19 protein-coding genes are annotated in these 17,798 nt (G+C 33.1%); 1 reads left to right on the forward strand and 18 read right to left on the reverse strand.

What is annotated here, in order from left to right; genetic code table 11:
* The first annotated feature begins 48 nt into the window (after positions 1-48).
* Positions 49-984, forward strand: a complete 936-nt coding sequence (locus CVU84_00115; protein ID PKM96158.1) for a hypothetical protein — start codon at positions 49-51, stop codon at positions 982-984.
* Positions 985-1,409: 425 nt separating this feature from the next.
* Here CVU84_00115 and CVU84_00120 read toward each other — a convergent pair whose 3' ends face one another.
* From CVU84_00120 to CVU84_00205, 18 genes are all read right to left on the reverse strand, one after another.
* A complete protein-coding gene (locus CVU84_00120; protein ID PKM96159.1) occupies positions 1,410-1,928 on the reverse strand; it encodes an ATPase in 519 nt (172 codons plus the stop codon).
* On the reverse strand, positions 1,921-2,454 hold the full coding sequence (locus CVU84_00125; GenBank protein PKM96160.1) for a pantetheine-phosphate adenylyltransferase: 534 nt from the start codon (positions 2,452-2,454) through the stop codon (positions 1,921-1,923). Before CVU84_00125 ends, CVU84_00120 begins: the two co-directional genes overlap by 8 nt.
* A gap of 111 nt (positions 2,455-2,565) precedes the next feature.
* Entirely contained in the window at positions 2,566-3,138 is a 573-nt protein-coding gene (gene rsmD, locus CVU84_00130) for a 16S rRNA (guanine(966)-N(2))-methyltransferase RsmD (protein PKM96161.1), read from the reverse strand.
* Positions 3,139-3,391: 253 nt separating this feature from the next.
* Positions 3,392-3,949 carry an elongation factor P gene (gene efp, locus CVU84_00135; protein PKM96162.1) on the reverse strand — a complete coding sequence of 186 codons (558 nt, stop codon included), beginning with the start codon at positions 3,947-3,949 and terminating at the stop codon, positions 3,392-3,394.
* Between the two features lie 158 nt (positions 3,950-4,107).
* Positions 4,108-5,178 (reverse strand): hypothetical protein, encoded by a 1,071-nt coding sequence (locus CVU84_00140; GenBank protein ID PKM96163.1) that lies wholly within the window; start codon positions 5,176-5,178, stop codon positions 4,108-4,110.
* Between the two features lie 9 nt (positions 5,179-5,187).
* Positions 5,188-5,628: a type II 3-dehydroquinate dehydratase gene (aroQ, locus tag CVU84_00145; GenBank protein ID PKM96164.1), complete on the reverse strand. Its 441-nt coding sequence runs from the start codon at positions 5,626-5,628 to the stop codon at positions 5,188-5,190.
* A 49-nt stretch (positions 5,629-5,677) separates the two neighbouring features.
* A complete protein-coding gene (locus CVU84_00150) occupies positions 5,678-6,178 on the reverse strand; it encodes a shikimate kinase (protein PKM96165.1) in 501 nt (166 codons plus the stop codon).
* Positions 6,179-6,200: 22 nt separating this feature from the next.
* Positions 6,201-7,067, reverse strand: a complete 867-nt coding sequence (gene aroE, locus CVU84_00155; protein ID PKM96166.1) for a shikimate dehydrogenase — start codon at positions 7,065-7,067, stop codon at positions 6,201-6,203.
* On the reverse strand, positions 7,060-7,569 hold the full coding sequence (locus tag CVU84_00160) for a YqeG family HAD IIIA-type phosphatase (GenBank protein PKM96167.1): 510 nt from the start codon (positions 7,567-7,569) through the stop codon (positions 7,060-7,062). The genes aroE and CVU84_00160 overlap by 8 nt, the downstream gene beginning before the upstream one ends.
* A gap of 206 nt (positions 7,570-7,775) precedes the next feature.
* Complete coding sequence (locus CVU84_00165) at positions 7,776-8,366, reverse strand: hypothetical protein (GenBank protein ID PKM96168.1); 591 nt, start codon at positions 8,364-8,366, stop codon at positions 7,776-7,778.
* A gap of 1 nt (position 8,367) precedes the next feature.
* The gene (locus tag CVU84_00170) at positions 8,368-8,877 is read right to left on the reverse strand and encodes a hypothetical protein (GenBank protein ID PKM96169.1); all 510 of its coding nucleotides are present in this window, start codon (positions 8,875-8,877) and stop codon (positions 8,368-8,370) included.
* Between the two features lie 18 nt (positions 8,878-8,895).
* On the reverse strand, positions 8,896-11,367 hold the full coding sequence (locus CVU84_00175) for a hypothetical protein (GenBank protein ID PKM96170.1): 2,472 nt from the start codon (positions 11,365-11,367) through the stop codon (positions 8,896-8,898).
* A gap of 14 nt (positions 11,368-11,381) precedes the next feature.
* The gene (locus CVU84_00180; protein PKM96171.1) at positions 11,382-12,332 is read right to left on the reverse strand and encodes a hypothetical protein; all 951 of its coding nucleotides are present in this window, start codon (positions 12,330-12,332) and stop codon (positions 11,382-11,384) included.
* 15 nt (positions 12,333-12,347) lie between these two features.
* The gene (locus tag CVU84_00185; GenBank protein ID PKM96172.1) at positions 12,348-13,508 is read right to left on the reverse strand and encodes a hypothetical protein; all 1,161 of its coding nucleotides are present in this window, start codon (positions 13,506-13,508) and stop codon (positions 12,348-12,350) included.
* Positions 13,509-13,520: 12 nt separating this feature from the next.
* Positions 13,521-15,065 (reverse strand): hypothetical protein, encoded by a 1,545-nt coding sequence (locus CVU84_00190; GenBank protein PKM96173.1) that lies wholly within the window; start codon positions 15,063-15,065, stop codon positions 13,521-13,523.
* 25 nt (positions 15,066-15,090) lie between these two features.
* The gene (locus CVU84_00195; GenBank protein PKM96174.1) at positions 15,091-15,834 is read right to left on the reverse strand and encodes a prepilin peptidase; all 744 of its coding nucleotides are present in this window, start codon (positions 15,832-15,834) and stop codon (positions 15,091-15,093) included.
* Positions 15,834-16,358 (reverse strand): hypothetical protein, encoded by a 525-nt coding sequence (locus CVU84_00200; protein PKM96175.1) that lies wholly within the window; start codon positions 16,356-16,358, stop codon positions 15,834-15,836. Before CVU84_00200 ends, CVU84_00195 begins: the two co-directional genes overlap by 1 nt.
* A gap of 60 nt (positions 16,359-16,418) precedes the next feature.
* A complete protein-coding gene (locus CVU84_00205) occupies positions 16,419-17,627 on the reverse strand; it encodes a type II secretion system protein F (GenBank protein ID PKM96176.1) in 1,209 nt (402 codons plus the stop codon).
* Between the last annotated feature and the right edge of the window lie 171 nt (positions 17,628-17,798).

Consider the following 17,798-nt stretch of genomic DNA (forward strand, 5'->3'; position numbering starts at 1 on the left):
AAATGATATAGACTAAGACTATAATGAAATAAAAAGTGTGTTTATAAAATGACGAAAAAAAATGTAATGATGTATATACTTATTATATTTGCATTAATAGTCCTACTTCGGTTTCCTAATGAAAGCATCGCTGCTGGAAAAGAAGGCTTGTTGCTTTGGTTTAATGTCATCATTCCTACCCTGTTCCCGTTTATGATTCTTTCCTATATAATTCTGCATTCACCAATTATTGATGTGATTAATAAAGTGTTTACTCCATTTTTCAAAGTACTATTTGGAGTGTCTGGAGTTGCGTCTTATGTTCTCATAATGGGTATCTTATCTGGGTATCCTATGGGGGCAATTTTAATCAATGATTTGGTTACCTCTAAAAAACTCTCAGCAAATGAAGGTAGTTATTTATTAACCTTTTGCAACAATCCAAGTCCCATGTTTGTTATTGGATTTGTTGCCTCCGCTCAGCTTTGTAACCCTAAACTTGGATTGCCTTTACTCCTTAGTATCTATTCAGGAAACTTTATAACATCGATGCTTTTCAAAAAATCTTATCCATTGACTTACAGGCCTACCCATGTGGCTCATAAACCAAACATAAATTTATCTTTTACATATATTGATGATTGTATGGCTCAAACAGCTAAAGTACTGCTGAAAGTTGGCGGCTACATCATACTTTTTTCAATTCCGACGTTGCTACTCTCAACTTTACCTATACAACATATTAGCTTTAAATTTCTAATTAGTACCCTTGATCTTACTAATGGTATTCATTTGCTAGTACATTCTTCCTGCAATCAACTATTGAAATATGCACTACTATCTTCTTTATGTGCTTTTGGTTCTTTATCCGTTGTTGGTCAAACTGCAAGCGTATTAAAAAGCTCTGGATTACCAATTAATAGATATTTTTTTTCAAAGATAATAAATGGGTCGATAACTTTTGTTTGTGCAATCATAATATTTGAATTGTATTTGCAAAATTAAACAGTTTAAGATAATACAAATAAGTAGATTTTGTATTTAGAAAGGTTGTTTAATAATATTACTGTTAACTTCTGAAATGAATATTGGCAACGACTATATATGGTCATATGGTCAATACACCAGACTGTCGACAAAAGCATTTTTTCTGATAAGTATATTCATTATTAGGAAGTAAGTGTTCATTTTTCTGGCCTTACCCTTCGGCCGGTCTAGCGAAAAATGAACACTTACTTCCTTTGGTATTAATCTTGAGGAAAAATGCTTTTATCTCTGTTTCGTTAATTGATAATTAATTTCATGGTAAACAACCTAAGGCATTGACTATGTATGGTCAATGCCTTAGGTTGTTTACTATGAAATTTTCACATGCACAGCAGAAAAGTTAGTTCTTATAAGTACAATCCTCAAAGTATATTATGTTGGTATTATCTTTTTTTACCGGTTCTTCGTACTTGTAGTTCTTGACGATTATTTTCTAGGGCTACGAGCTGTCTCTGCATATATTCTTCAAATTTTTCAAAATGTTGATTAGATTGTTGTAGTGTATCCTTAACAGCAACCTCAAGCTGAGCAATTAATTCATCCACATATTCATATGCTCCAAGCTTCATTTCCTTAGCTGTATTTTTCGCCTCGTCCATTACAACTTCTGCCTCAACATAAGCCTTTTGAACAATTTCATGATCATTCACTAATTTTGTTACTCTAAGCTCGGCATCCTTTTCAGCACTATTTGCAGCTTGCGACGCTTCTGACAGAATCTTTTCTCTTTCATCTAGAACTCTTTCTGCTTTTTTTATTTCTTCAGGTAATTTAAGCCTTAAATCAGTCATAAATTCATATATAACCTCAATATCTACCATTAACTTATTTGAAATTGGTACTTTTTTACAAGTATCAAAATAACCTTCCATCTCATCAATTAAATTGAAAATGTTATTCACTTAACTCGCCTCCAATTGCATTTATTTTTCTATCGACTATTTGTTTAAGCTCTTCATTTTTTTTATTTAAGTAATGAACAACTAATGGGGGAACCATCTTACTAGTATCTCCATTATATCTTGCAACCTCTTTAACAATGCTTGAACTTAAAAAGGAATATTCATTTCTAGTAACTAGAAATATTGTTTCAATATTACTATCAAGACTATAATTCGTTTGAGCTAGTTGAATTTCATATTCAAAATCCGAAATCGCTCTAAATCCCCTAATAATAACTGATGCATTCTGCTCTTTAACAAAATCTACTAGCAATCCCGAAAATGATTTAACCTCGATGTTATTTAAATCGAATGTTAATTCTTGGAGAATTTTAACTCGTTCCTCTGTAGAAAATAAGGGACTCTTCTGACTATTGTTTAATACTCCAACTATTAGGTGATCAACTAATTTTGCACCTCTTATTATAATGTCAAGATGCCCATAAGTAGCAGGATCAAAACTACCCGGATAAACGCCTATTCTCATGCCAACACTCCTTCTCATGTAATGATGCGTTTAAATGGCGGAAGCCACTTTTTTGTTGATAAGTAAAGTCTTACTATTGAAATTGGAAAAGCGGCAGAAGTGTAACAAGAATTATAACTCAGCACAGCCGATTTTCTTGATAAACACAAACTTACTAGTCTTAAAAATCTTTTCTTTATATATTACATAATCCTCATACTCTTCCAGGAAATCAAAGGAAGTGTGAGATGAACATTCACAAATAATCAGACCATCTTCTTGAAGTAAACTATAGGAACATAATTCTCTAAGAAGCTTTTCTTCAAAGCCTTTGTTGAAAGGTGGATCAAAAAAAATAATATCTAAGCTTATACCTCGTTCTCTTAACACCTTCAATGCTTGCATAAAATCTAATTTTATGATATCAGCATGATCAAACAATTTCGTATGCTTCAAATTTTGTTCAATACACTTCAAGGCACTTTGAGAATTTTCTACAAAATAAGCTTTTTTTGCTCCTCTACTTAGTGCTTCAATACCAATTGCACCACTACCACTAAATATATCCATAAAAAGGCAGCCTGGTAATCTATGTTGAAGCATATTAAATAGTGTTTCTTTCGTTCTATCAAGCGTTGGCCTTACATCTTGGCCTTCTGGTGCAACAAGACTTAAGCTTCTTGCTGTTCCTGCTATTACTCTCATTACATCATTCCTTCAATTATGCTATTTTTATGCATATATTATATATATTAACCTAAACCGTTGAATTGTCAATGTTTTTTTAGCTTAATAGGCCATTTGCCCTAAAAACAAAATTTCAAATAAAATCAGCTGATAGATATCAAATCCTTAATATCTGCTCTATTCCTCTGTTCCTAGTCAATAACAAAAAGGCAGTTCTTGACATGATTGTTTTCATATTAAGAACTGCCTTATGTATAAATAATACTATTAATTATACTCTAGACAAATATTCACCTGTTCTAGTATCGACCTTAATTTTGTCGTCAATTTCTACAAATAATGGCACATAAACTGTTGCACCTGTTTCAACTATTGCTGGCTTAGTTGCACCTGAGGAAGTATCTCCTTTAAATCCAGGCTCAGTATGTGTAATTACTAGCTCTGCGAAAAGTGGTGGTTCAACTCCAAAAACAGAACCGTTATGTGAAAGGATTTTAACTACATTGTTTTCCTTCACAAACTTAAGTGCGTCACCTAGTTGATCTTCTGTTAAACCAATTTGCTCATATGTTTCAATGTCCATAAAATGGAAAATTTCTCCATCTTTATACAAATACTCCATATCTTTTCTGTCGATGCGAGCTTTTGGCATCTTTTCATTAGGTCTAAAAGTTTTCTCAATAACTGCACCATTTTTTAAATTTCTAATTTTTGTACGAACAAAAGCAGCACCTTTACCTGGTTTTACATGTTGAAATTCTATTACTGTATATATATTTCCTTCATATTCCATGGTAACGCCATTTCTAAATTCACCAGCAGTAATCATAGTAAAATTTCCTCCTTACCCAAAGGGGTATTATAAAATAATTTCACGAATTCGTGAATATCATGCGAAGATCATTATTTGAAAGTTCTCACATATTTTGTCTTATATAGTTTAAATCAAAACGACAATTTTTTCAAGGTTTTTTTATTTCCGATTGTTTAAAGTTCGATTAATGTTTTTTCTGAATGAGTAAAGCTTTCATATCCATTCTCTTTGACACACACAAGATCTTCTATTCTTACTCCACCAAAATCGGGAATATAAATACCCGGTTCAACTGTGACCATCATATTTTGTTGAAGCTTTGTAAAGCCCTTTGGAGCTAATCTTGGATTTTCATGTACATTTAGCCCAAGGCTATGACCTAAACCATGCCCAAAATTCTCTGTATATCCCGCTTCATAAATTATAGTTCTAGCAACACTATCCACTTCTTGGCCAGTAAGCCCAGCTCTTAAAATCTCCAACGCCATTTTTTGAGCCTTTAATACAGTATTGTAAATCTTTTTTTGTTTGTCACTTGCTAACCCCATTACTACTGTTCTTGTCATGTCTGAACAATATCCATCATAAATACAACCAAAATCCATTGTAATAAAATCGCCCTTTTCTATCTTCTTACTTGTTGGCTGTGCATGGCAAAGAGATGAATTCTTCCCTGATGCCACGATTGTATCAAAGGACAATTTTCGCCCACCATTTTTCTTCATAAAATACTCTAATTCTAGAGCAATCTCTATTTCAGAAACACCTACTTTCATGAGAGGCAAAATATGTTCAAAAGCTCCATCTGCAATAAAGGCAGCTTCTTTTATACAAGCCAATTCACCTTCATCTTTAATCATCCTTATTTCTTCAACGATATCAATTGTTTCTATTAACTCCATATTGGGAAGTGCATCCTTCAGAGCTTTATATTGGCTATAAGATACTACTCCTGCCTCAAATCCAATATTTTTTGATCCTTCCTCTAAAATTATATTTTCAAAATTCTTAAGAATCCCCAATGCACTATGATCTAACACATTAAAACCGTGACATTGATTTGCTGCTTGTTCCATGTATCTAAAATCTGTTAATAGAATTTTTTTAGTGCTACTTATATATAAATAACCTGATGAACCAGTAAAGCCTGACAGATATCTTCTGTTCGTATCGTCATGAATAATCATAGCATCTATATTCAGTTGTTTTATCTTTGTTTGCAGTGACTTAATTCTAGTATCCATAATCCTCCATTATTGTGTCAATACTTGCTTGAAGTATTCAAGTGCTTCTATGTAGCCTTTAATGCCTTTTCCATATATTTGTTTCACGCAAACATCTTTTATGACAGAAATTTTTCTAAAATCTTCTCTTACATAAATATTGGAAATGTGCATTTCTATTGTAGGAATCATAATTGATGCAATTGCATCTCTAATTGCATAACTATAATGTGTATAAGCGCCAGGATTTATGATTACACCGTCTACTCCATCGTGATAACATTGCTGGAGTCGGTCTATAATACCACCTTCGCTGTTAGATTGAAATACCTCTACCAAAAGGTCTTCCTTTTTAGCGTAATCTAAAATATAACTCACAACCTCATTATAATTTAATTTACCATAAACACTTTTTTCTCTAATTCCTAAAAAATTTAAATTAGGTCCATTGACAACGACAATTTTTTTCACTTAACTACTCCTTTACCCATTGCTAATTTTCAGTCATCAAACTACATTTTTATAGTAAGGAAATAATTTCATCAACTACATTATCAATACTCTTACCCGTTGTTTGAATAATAATGTTTGCCGCATTTAAATAGCTTGATTCTCTTTCATCAAGTAACTTCACTATCTTTTCCTCAACATTATCTCCCTTTAATAATGGTCTTTTTGTATCGTCTTTTAAGTTTTGAATTATTTGCGTACTGTCAGTATGCAAGAAAACTACAGTTCCAATTTCTTTTAGTAAGATTCTATTTTCTTCCCTTAATACAATCCCACCACCTGTGGAGATGATACTACTTTCCTTGTTCAGTAAATTTTTAAGATACTCCGTCTCTAATTGCCTAAAGTACTCTTCTCCCTTTAGCTCAAAAATCTCTTGTATCGAGGTTCCTTCACCTTTCTCAATTTCTATGTCCATATCCATCCAATTAACCTCAAGTCGTTGAGCTAATATTTTACCAATAGTAGATTTTCCACTGCCCATAAAGCCAATTAAAATAACATTTCGCATTCTATCACCATCACTTTATATTTTATCGGGAATAAATATAATCATTAAAAAGTTTAAAGCATTTTTCAATTATTGGTTGCGGAATAATTACATCATTCCATATTTGAAAGGCTTTAACTGCTTGAAAATACAGCATACTTAAACCATTTAATGACTTAACTCCGTTTTCTCTAGCTAGACTTAAAAACATTGTCTCACTAGGGTTATAAATAGCATCTATGGCCCATTCTAGCTTATTAAAAAATGTTTTATCTACAATCGGGCTTTCGTGTATATTAGGATACATACCTATAGAAGTAGTTTGAATACAAATATGAACTACATCCAATTTTAGCAGGTCTGTATAATCTTGAACGTCTATCTCGATGTCAAAATATTTTTGTATAGATTTTTTCAAAGCATATGCCTTTTCAATGGTACGATTAACCAAGATAAGCTTCTTAGCCTTCTGCTGGGCACAGACTACTGCAACAGCCTTAGAGGCACCTCCTGCACCTAAAATGCACACTTCTTTATCCTCAAAAGATATGCCTTCTCTTTGACAAGACATTAAAAAGCCTTCAGCATCTGTATTATACCCAAATACTTGATCACCTGAATACTTGATTGTATTTACAGCTTCGATAATCTCAGCTTTTTGATCCAAAACATCTATATGTGGTAATACTTCAACTTTATATGGAACAGTAATATTATTTCCTGTTAAGTTCAGTGCCTTCGCACCTTTTATCGCATCTTCTAGTCGTCCATTTTCTACATGAAAGGGTACATATACCATATTAATCCCCATTTGTTCAGCAAACAAATTCTGAATAAAGGGCGACATGGTATGTTCCACAGGGTTACCAATCAAACCTAAAGTTTTCGTCTTACCATCGATATTAATCATTCTTCTTTCCTGCCTTCAAATACATATTGAAAATTATCTTTTCAGTTGAACGCTTGACTTTCGTAATCCACTCTTCCTTCACAGCGATAGGCTTGACTAGGATAGTCTTAACACCTAAACGATTGCCTCCCCATACGTCAGTAAACAATTGGTCACCGATAAAAACACTATTCTTAACTTCCGTGCCCATAAGACTCATTGCTTTTCTGAGGTTTCTTCGCATTGGTTTTAAAGCCTTGGGTACTGCAAAGACCTTCAAACGTTCGTTAAAGCGAAATACTCTTGTTTGGTTATTATTAGAAACCAAACATATTTTAAAGCCTTCGTTTTTTAATTGGGTAAATAAATCTATTATTTCTTGTGTGGGATGAGCAACGTCAAAAGGTACTAAAGTATTGTCAATATCAAACATTAGACCTTTGTAACCTTCATCCTTTAGTTTTTTATATTCTACTTCAAATATCGAATCATAAAATGCTGACGGAAAAAATCTTTCAAACATATTATCACCTTTCTTTCGATGCATTTTGTTTTTATCATAGATGGATTGTTAAGTAAATTACCTGCTTAGTTTTCCATTTGAGTAAAAAACAAATCAAAGTCATTATAACAATTTTGTAATATATATACAATTGTTTTTTTAGTAATTACTAAGTGACCTCAAAGATAATTCAAGTGTAAAAAAAGAAACTGACTTCAATAAGTCAGTTATTTATTTCTGAATTTTGCTTGCGTTTTTACATTAAGGTCGGATCCATCATTAATAAAGCTAAATTCTATTTCTATTGATCTAGCAGTTTCAAAAGATTCGTTACTTGTAGCATTGTTTTTTCCAGGTGTGAACCTCATAGAAATAATATTTATAGCAAATATACCCCGATCTATTGCTGACGATAAATCTGAATTTACAGATGTACTATACCTTATTTGATCATTTGATTTCATGGTAAATATGTGATAAATATAAGTTGGTTGCTCAGTAATATCATATCCTGTTATTTGTTTAAACGCAATAAACTCGTCAACACCATCAACGGCCTGTTCCGTTGTAATAAGTGACAAATCAGTTACACCATTCATATTATGTACACCTGCAGATTCCATTGCTGTTTTAGCCATTTGGTTCAAAGCTGTTTGCCCCTCATACTGTAGATCAATAATATTTTTAGTTTCCTCATAGGTCTTAATATGTATCATAATAAAAGTTGAAATAGCTGATGTAATGATTCCAGCAATAAGTACTGCTAGAAACATTTCAGCTACGGTGAATCCTTGATTAGAACGAATCATTTTATACATACTAATCAATCCTCCCTGTCAACCTAGTTAAAGTAACAGATTCTGTTTCACCTGTTGCAGTACTTGTAAAGGTATAAGTACCTGCTCCATTGTAACCATTTAAGCCGGTAGATACTTCACCAGAACTTGAATCAAACCGAATTGTAATCGTTCCATCAGAGGGTGGAGTTGTACCATCCTCTAATACTACAGACATTGTTATTTTATTGTTCAGCTGTATAGTATTCCATTGAACTATGGTACTATCTGCCGCTATATGATACGTCCTATACGAAGTGATTTCATTTGAAGTAAAATTAATATCTATTCTATAATTACCATCTTTTATTGACATATTTTGATCTCGAATATACCTCAGGTCAGACTTAAATTGACTTGAATAAGAATCCATTCTTGATCCAAATACGATATTAATACCATAAGATGCCATACCTATACCAATAGAAATAATGACGATTACGATCATAATCTCTACAAGGGTAAAACCCTTTTCGTTTTCCATTCTTTCCATTCGTATCGCTCCTAAAGGTTAATTCAATCTCCAAAATTCAAAACCCACTAATTGCTTATAAGTATTATTCATGTTGCTATCCTCTGCATCTGAATCATCCACTTCATCCTCAACAAATTGTATTGGATTACCTATTGCATGGCTATCAAATAATCCTCTAAGACTTGGATTATCTCTGATGAGTTTAGCCATAAACTTAACAGATGCTCTATCGCTATTGTAAAAAGTAGAATTTCCTTTTCTCACAGTAATTGAACCCCCTGCAATAATAGTCCCTGTAAAATGAACATCTCCATCGATTAATACATTGCCCTGTGTTATGATTATGCCTTGGAAGTAACCATTGTTTGTACCGCTAAGAGATACTATATTTTCATATCCATTATTTGTACCCGGGTTATTGCCTACAAGTCGAATATTTCTTTTCACTGTCGAGTTTGGATTAGAAACAAAAATAATTTCCGTCGCTTGTTCTAAAAGTGCAGGATCTTTATGTACATAGCTTGCAGGATATACAATCGGTTTACTATCCGAACCCTCTATTTCCCCATACTCCACTAATTCTTTGATCACATTAAAGCTTCCATCGATCTGTTCAGGCAAGATAATATTTTCAAATTCATCATATAAATATAATGGCTCACTCGTTGGAGAAGATAAATTTGTATAATTCGTTGTATTCCTTAAATAATATAGGAAATCATATTGTACCTTTCCTTGTATCTTTCTAAACCTTTCCAAAATAGGTTGTTCAAATGCTGTGTAATCTGCTTTATTTATCGTACCATCTTTAAGAATTTTTGCACCTAGCACATATTTATAATTGCTAATATCCAGTGTCGTTGGAGTACCAAATTCAAGGTATTCTTTAAACTCCTCTACTTTATTCACTTCCATAAAAAAATTAATCTTGTCAAGAGTGGTATAATATTCCTCAGTGATCGATGGGGGTACCTGAGCGCCCACTGCAAAATAAATACCATTATCTGCTAGTTTTTTGATCGTATTATGATCATCATATTTACTAGCTTCTGAAATGGTCAAAGGTAAGGCATACGCTAAATAGTTTTCTTTTACAGAAACACTCTCACCCGTTTGATATGGCCAATAATTGCCTCCACCTGTTATATCTCCTACTATATCCACATATGCGGTGCCAGGTATCCATACACCACTCTCACTAAATACATTTTTACTGTTCCAAATTTTATCATTACTTAAGGTAGGTGCTGTGCCTGAAATAGAAAGGGTAGCTCCTGTTAATGGTGCATTCACAACAATTGCACTGCTCGTATTATGAGAAGCTCCGCCATCTGAAATGCCATAATAACTCCCATTCAAAATAGAAATACTACTTTGTAAAGCATTTAACTCAAGATCGTCATTTGTATACACATTACCATTGTTGATAGTGATTTGTGAATGATCCGCCCCAGCTTTGGTGATTAAGCTATCGCTATATAACAAACCATGATTAACCGTTAATTGATCTCCAGTACCTGTCGTTTGAATGTTTTTCTGAGTGACCAAATCACCCATAATAGTCACCTTTGCTTCATTAAGCAAGATGCCTTGTAGAACCCCACCAGCATCTTCTGTACCTAAGGCATAAATGTCTCCTTGAATGGATACATCCGTATCTTCATTAAAAATGATATCTTGATTCGATACGAAAGCGTTTTGCCAAATTGGATTGTTTTCCACTTGTATCGTATCTCTAATCGTCGTTACTGGATAGAGCCTTTCAGGGGCTTTCACGATAATATTAGTCGTTATTTCTCTTTCTGTTTTTCCATAAGTAAAAACAGAATGAACGTCAGAGATTGTAAAGGTATCGTTACTTGAAGAGGAAAAATCTATTACAGAACCCGCAGAAATTACGGGAAAACTCCCACTATGTGAAAGACCTAATGTACCTGAACTAATGTCCGTAACAATTGAACTACTGCATAGAGTATCAAAGCTAGTCATGAATTTTTCTTTATAGTTTTTATCTAGCTCTTTCATTAATGCAGTGGTATTTAACACTTTATCTTCATAGATTATCCCTGCAGCGCTATCTTCAATATAGAATTTTACAAATCCAACGCCTTCGCTAATTCCTGAATTCTTGATATATTCAGTTCCTGTCATTGGGTCTTTGAGAACTGCACCATTCCGTACTTCTCCAGGATATATGATTTCAGGATGATCAGGATCTTCTGGAATCAAGGTTTTTTCTAAATGGGCAAGTAGTGCTCTCCTATAAATGTCCGTATCCATTTTAGCAGTTTCCAAAGAATATTCGACCTTCGTACCAACTAAGGCATATACTTCATCAATACCTGATTCAGAATAATAGACCGCTTTCTTACCTCTTTCGTCATTATACTTCATATTAAGATTCATAAATGTCATCGATAACATTGCAGTACCCAACACTGTGAGTACCGCTGACATAATAATTACCATCAATAATGTGGAACCTTTTTGATTAAATATATTCTTCATAGAAAGTCTCCCTTCTAATCATCTATTTTTGTTGATACTACTTCTGTTAATACTTCTTCAATATCATCTTCCTGTGGTGTTTTTTTTATAATTTGGACTTTGATGCTGTAAATTTTACGATTTGCACTAATGGCATCTTGCATATTATAATAAGTTTTAGTAACGCCCAAATGTGACCCTTCGTTATCATTGATAAAGAGATTCACCGTATTTTCAGGTGCTTGATATATAAATAATTCAATATCTGTTGCTGTTTCATTTTGCACATAGATTTTTGTATTATATGCTGGATTTGCAGCTGTAGGAATAGTAGTATCTTTACATTCAATTCTAATCGCATGATAGGTATTATCAAATCCAATTGGCGTACCATCTAATGTATTAAAATTCATAATCGTACTCGAGGAACCATCCTGAATAAATAAATTATCTTCTGTATATGTAATATAAATGATACGAGAAGTCCCTATGGAAGGTCTAAATTCCTCTTCTAAAATTCCGTTATTTGCCATAAACGACCTATTATTGTCTGGGTCCCCATGAAAAGATAAAATCGCATCATATTGATCAAAAATAACGGAGTTGTTTTTATAATCCTCATTGGCAAGATCTGGGTTATCTTTTGAATAAGATATATTCACTCTGTACTTTTCAGGAATGTTTGGGAAACCTGATGGGATTCCTTCATGTGTCTCGATTGTCCTTACTTCTAACCCATCCGTTATAATAGGATCCGTGGCAAAGAAATCCATAAAGTCAACTTCTGATTTTCCTTTTATATTTTCAATACATTGTTGAGCCAATTGGGTTGTTTTCAATTTCTCTCTAGCATCAATTGCATGATTTAGTGATCCAATAAATACCATTGAAATAGGTGCTACAATCATACCTACTATAGCAGTAGCTATGATTGCTTCTATTAAAGAAAACCCATTTATTTGCTTCAATATTTTAAACATTTTCATTTTAATTTTCACCTCTTAGTAAATCACGCTTCCAGAAGTTTTTACTATTTTAAATCTAGGTGACGATGCATCTTCCCCAGAATAGCGAATATTAAATTGCAAATCAGTATTATTCATAATGGTTACATTTGCACCACTTTTATCCTCGGCACCATATCTGGTACTACTCATTACCAGTAAATCAAGGTTTTTTCCTGGATCAAAGGCAATAGCTTCATCTCCTGATTTCGGATACATACTGTTTCCTGCTTGAAGTTTGTAATAATACTTTCCATTTTCTTTATTGACCTCTATTTTAACATCCACAAAATCATTCTTATCTACATATAAAAATGAAGAAGAATTCATGCCAGTTGTTTGACCTAAAGTAATCGTGGTTTGATCAGCTGTAATCGGACTTAACATAATAAAAAAGTCTGAAGTTTCTTCTTGTTGTGTTTTTTCCGTTTGATCAATTGCAAAATTTATACCATATTCACTGAATGGTACAAATACACTTTCTTTACCTATATCAAAAATACCCAATTCAAATTTAGAAGGCAATCGTGTATCATTTTCGCTAAAAATATACTCTAATCCATAAAATGCCAAAGAAAATGAAGATGTAATGGTTCCAGTTGCAGGATCACTCGTTAACTGTAAATTGTTTAGCACAATTCTATTTTTGTTTTCACTACCTAATTCATTGTCATATAAATAAGCCATTAAATCTTTTAGTTGAGAATAAGATAAGGTAGTATTTGTTTGTGTTTCAACTTTTAAGGCGATTTCTTGCTCCGGATTATACGTTTCTTCCTCAGTGGTCTGCCCTTCTACAATAGGATATAAAAGAAATAAGGTTTCCTGTGCACCTAAAGATGCAGAGGGCAATTTTATTCCAATTGTTTTTTCAATATGATCCAGTGTATAAATAACCAACTCTTGGGTCAATTCCGGCAAAATGTTTTCTATAACCTTTACCTTTATTTTGCCTTCTTCTATTCCATTTAGAAATTCTTGTTTTTTAGGTATGTCAATTGATAATTGATTATACGTTGACTCTAAAGTCATTATTTCATTTTCAAGTACTGTTTGTTTCGCATCCATTTTCTTATATGGAATAAAATAAAACAATGCGCACAAAATAATAATCAATACAAATGAGGCTACTTTCACGTTTTTTTCAGATAGATTCATATAAGTACCCTCCTAATATTTACAAGATACAGAGAAGGAAACAAAATTTTTGCTTTCATCCTCCGTATTTGTTTGCGTAATGTTAGGCACATAAACATCTTTAAATCCCATGCCTTTAAGGGTTTCTATAAATTTAGCTACGGTAAGTTTATCTTTTGCAATACAGTTAATTTCAATACTTGTACCTGTATCAGACATTGCTAAGTAAAATACATCTGAAGGCATCTCTTGCTCCATGGTTTCTAATACAGCAACAAAATATTCTGATGTACTCTTAGATACTTCTAATATCTTTTCTCTAAATTCTACTCGTTTCGTAATCTTCTCAAAATCAGTTTTAATTAACTGAACTTCTTGAGCTTCTGCTATATCTTTCTCCAATTGCGCTTTTCTTCGTTCTAATCCAATATTCTTCCCTTGTAACAAAGCAAAAGCCGCTACCAAAGAAACCGCAACCAAAACAACAAGCAATAATGATGTTCTTTTTCTTGATTGAGATTGTACGCCTTGAGCAATTGTTTTTGGTACTAAGTTAATTTCCGAAAAAGCAGAACCTATAACATTTGAAAAGAATAATTCGACATTGTTAAAATTATGATTGCCTTTAGCACTTTTAAAATCGCTAATTCTTTTTGTAGGAATACCAAAGAATTTTTCAATATACTCTTCTATACCATAAATGTTGGCTCCACCGCCAACAATATAAATCGTTTGAATTTTATCTTGATTTCTTGATGTATAATAATCAACAAGTCTTGCTACACCATTTAGAATTTGATTCATTGAAGATGAGACGTCATTACTTAAATATGGATTCTCATCCTGTTCAATATTTAATAATGGTCTTTCTTTACTAATCCTAATCGCCTCTGATTGGTTCACTTCAAAATGGTTCATGATACAGTCTAACAAAAGGCCTGTCCCAAAGGATAGGTTACGATTAAATTTTAACACATCGTCAACCGTAACTGATACCATAGTGCTTTCACTACCCATATCAAGAATCATAGAACTACCTTTAAGCTTTTCTTTCTTAATAAAGTTCGTTAAACTGTTGCCTGCGTAATCAATACCTACTAGTTTTAAATCCATTAAATCCGCTAGATCAACATACTCTTGAACTAAACCTGTTAAAGCTGCGATGATACTTACCTTTAAGGACTTTTCTCCGTCTACTTCAACAGTGTCTGTGACAACATAATCAAGAATATATTCACTTAAATTAACAGGAAAATATTCAGCCGCGTTATTTTCAACTATTGGTCGAAGTTTTTTAGGTTTTAAGTTGGGAAAATCAACTTCTCTGGTTATAATTTTACTACTTGTAATGGTAAAAACAACTCTCTTATTTTTAAACCTTTCTTCTTTTAATACAGCTTTAATAGTGTTGTTTAAAGTAACTTTATCTAGAATAATACCATCATTAATACAGTTAACTGGCGTTGCAATAATTGCAAACTGATTAACCTTGACATTGTCCTTGTTTCTTTTTAAATCCGCAATTTTTATTTGATCATTGCCTATATCAATGATAAGACAATTTTTCGGATAAACCATGAGAGTGCCCCCCTCTTTGCTTAGTTTATAATATGAACGAAAGATACCATGAAATTATTTCTTGTCCAAATAAAGCAGAAACCATAATACCAAAAGTCAAAAAAGGTCCAAATGGTATCATTTGCTCTCTTTTTATAATTTTTAATGCGATCAATGTAAGTCCAATGACTGCCCCAACAACAGATCCTAACATAAGGGCTAGAAGTATTTTTTGCCAGCCTAATAAAAGTCCTGCTACAGCCATTAGCTTAATATCACCACCGCCCATCTTCCCTTGAGTTACTACGGCAATGATGAGAAGTATAATACTTGCTATGAGAAAACCAATCAGATAATTTAACCAATTCTGTATATTAAACACTGTGTTGACGATTGCTAGAACCGCTAACGTGATTACCATACCATTGGGTATAATATAATGCTTATAATCTATCATTGCTATTACCAATAGAATAGAAAATAATGCGCTATAAATTATGGTTTCTTTGCTTAGCCCATAAATAGCGAAAATACCCATATAGGCTGCCCCATTGGACAGCTCTATAATGGGATATTGAATTGAAATCTTTGCTTGACAATAACGACACTTCCCACGAAGAACTAAGTATGTAAATACTGGTACAAGATCATACCACGCAAGCTTATGCGAACAGTTAAAGCAATGAGAAGGAGTGTAAATAATATCTTGTTTTTTGGGTATTCGATAGATGCAAACATTAAGAAAACTTCCTATAAGAATACCTATAAATAAGAAATTAATTATTATCATTATTTGTTTTCATAATCTGTATGAGGGGTTGGATATAATCTTCTTCCTGTTGTTGCAGAACCATCTGCATTATAGCCAGTATCCATGTCTGCAGCACTTCCTACCCAAACTTCAATAGTTCCATCTGCTAAAATTACTAAATAATAATTTGTTTCTGTTATAGAGGTTCCTTGAAAACCGGGAGCTGGCATACCATTTCTAAATTCAGTAAATAAATTTGTAGAAAAAGCTAGCTGAGCATCTGCACCTGCACCTGCAACTGTTAACCCCGTAACATTAAGTGCTGCTCCTCTTAAATAAGTTACACCATTGGATGCTTCATTTTTTGCAAGAATCTGATTTGCAGCATCTGCAATCATCTTAGCTTCTGTAACATCAGTCGTTCTTCTTGAGTTATCTACTGCTTTTAAAATATTTGGTATGGCAACAGCTGCAATAATTGCTAAAATTGCAATAACAATAATTAACTCAATTAATGTAAAACCTTTTTCATTTCTCCATGTTCTTTGTATTAATTTTTTCATATCACATTCTCCTTTAATTATTAATATTTTTGTAATGTTCAAATTTATTTCAACCGTTCTTTAGTATGAGCCTAATTCTCCATACATTCCGAACATTGGTTGCACGATAGATATAACTACAAATCCAACAACTACTGCTAGAAAAACTATAATCATTGGTTCCAACATAGTGGTAAGCTGAGATACAGCTGTGTCTACTTCCCCATCATAAAAATCAGCTACCTTATTTAATATAGGTTCTAACTGCCCAGTATTCTCACCTATCTTAACCATATGGGTAATCATTGGTGGGAAAATATCCATTTCTTCAATGGGCTTCGACAAAGGCACGCCCTTACTCACTTGATCTCTAGCATTTAGAAAGCCTTTCTCTACCTTATAGTTATCGACAACTTTCGAAACAATCTCCAGTGCATCTAATATTGGTAATCCGGATGCAAGTAAGGTACTCATTGTTCTTGAAAAACGTGATGCAACAATTTTAACATTTACCTTTCCAATTAAGGGCATTTTCAACCTCACCCCACTCAAAGCCATTTTTCCATAATCGGTTTTGGAAAAATAAGCGAAGCCTCCTCCTCCAAAAACCACGATTCCAACTAATATGTACCACTTATGTACAACAAAATCACTAATACCAATAAGTGCCTTAGTGGTTGGTGGTAATTCTGCTCCTAAATCTGTAAACATCTGAACAAACGTAGGAATTACGAAGGCTAATAATATAATAACAACTCCAAGTGCAATAATAGAAACTATCATTGGATACATCGTTGCTTTCTTAATGTTCTGCTTCAACTTGTATTCCTTCTCGAAATGCTCGGCCATTCTCTTTAGAGCTATTTCAAGATTACCACTTGCTTCACCTGCCTCTACCATATTGACAAGAATGGAGGGAAAATACTTCGAGTGTTTTCTCATGGAACCAGATAAAGAATCTCCTGCTTCAACATTTGTATAAACATCTGCTATTATTTTCCTAAAAAACTTATTCTCTGTTTGAGATTTAAGTAGATCTAAAGCTTCTAATACGCTAATCCCTGCTGTCAATATAGCTTCGAATTGTTGACAAAAAATTGTAATATCTTTTATCTTAACTGGGTTTCCTATAACAATATCCTTTGTTAGTGCTGTTTCTTCAGTTACACTAATAGGATAATACCCACTGTCTTTCAATATAGCGATTGCGCCATTTTTATCGCCGGCTTCTATTTTACCTTTTTTCGACTTTCCTTCCTTTGTCATTGCAGAATATGTAAAATTTGCCACAATCTTCCCCCCTGTAGCGTTATATGCATCCGTTATGTATGCAAATATGCAAAATCTTCAATAATTTACATTTAATTGACAGCATTTGCACTGCTCACCAAGCAATTATACCACACTTTTTCTTCTAAGCGCAAGCATTAGTAGACTTGTAATATAAGCTAATTTTGCATA

The organism is Firmicutes bacterium HGW-Firmicutes-1, assembly GCA_002841625.1.
In the GTDB taxonomy this organism is placed as follows: Bacteria; Bacillota; Clostridia; order Lachnospirales; family Vallitaleaceae; genus HGW-1.

Bases quoted from the DNA above. Each gene is read 5' to 3' on its own strand.
- CVU84_00115 (PKM96158.1), top strand. From the start codon at position 49: ATGACGAAAAAAAATGTAATGATGTATATACTTATTATATTTGCATTA.
- CVU84_00125 (PKM96160.1), bottom strand. From the start codon at position 2,454: ATGAGAATAGGCGTTTATCCGGGTAGTTTTGATCCTGCTACTTATGGG.
- rsmD (PKM96161.1), bottom strand. From the start codon at position 3,138: ATGAGAGTAATAGCAGGAACAGCAAGAAGCTTAAGTCTTGTTGCACCA.
- efp (PKM96162.1), bottom strand. From the start codon at position 3,949: ATGATTACTGCTGGTGAATTTAGAAATGGCGTTACCATGGAATATGAA.
- CVU84_00140 (PKM96163.1), bottom strand. From the start codon at position 5,178: ATGGATACTAGAATTAAGTCACTGCAAACAAAGATAAAACAACTGAAT.
- CVU84_00150 (PKM96165.1), bottom strand. From the start codon at position 6,178: ATGCGAAATGTTATTTTAATTGGCTTTATGGGCAGTGGAAAATCTACT.
- aroE (PKM96166.1), bottom strand. From the start codon at position 7,067: ATGATTAATATCGATGGTAAGACGAAAACTTTAGGTTTGATTGGTAAC.
- CVU84_00160 (PKM96167.1), bottom strand. From the start codon at position 7,569: ATGTTTGAAAGATTTTTTCCGTCAGCATTTTATGATTCGATATTTGAA.
- CVU84_00165 (PKM96168.1), bottom strand. From the start codon at position 8,366: ATGTATAAAATGATTCGTTCTAATCAAGGATTCACCGTAGCTGAAATG.
- CVU84_00170 (PKM96169.1), bottom strand. From the start codon at position 8,877: ATGGAAAGAATGGAAAACGAAAAGGGTTTTACCCTTGTAGAGATTATG.
- CVU84_00175 (PKM96170.1), bottom strand. From the start codon at position 11,367: ATGAAGAATATATTTAATCAAAAAGGTTCCACATTATTGATGGTAATT.
- CVU84_00180 (PKM96171.1), bottom strand. From the start codon at position 12,332: ATGAAAATGTTTAAAATATTGAAGCAAATAAATGGGTTTTCTTTAATA.
- CVU84_00185 (PKM96172.1), bottom strand. From the start codon at position 13,508: ATGAATCTATCTGAAAAAAACGTGAAAGTAGCCTCATTTGTATTGATT.
- CVU84_00190 (PKM96173.1), bottom strand. From the start codon at position 15,065: ATGGTTTATCCGAAAAATTGTCTTATCATTGATATAGGCAATGATCAA.
- CVU84_00195 (PKM96174.1), bottom strand. From the start codon at position 15,834: ATGATAATAATTAATTTCTTATTTATAGGTATTCTTATAGGAAGTTTT.
- CVU84_00200 (PKM96175.1), bottom strand. From the start codon at position 16,358: ATGAAAAAATTAATACAAAGAACATGGAGAAATGAAAAAGGTTTTACA.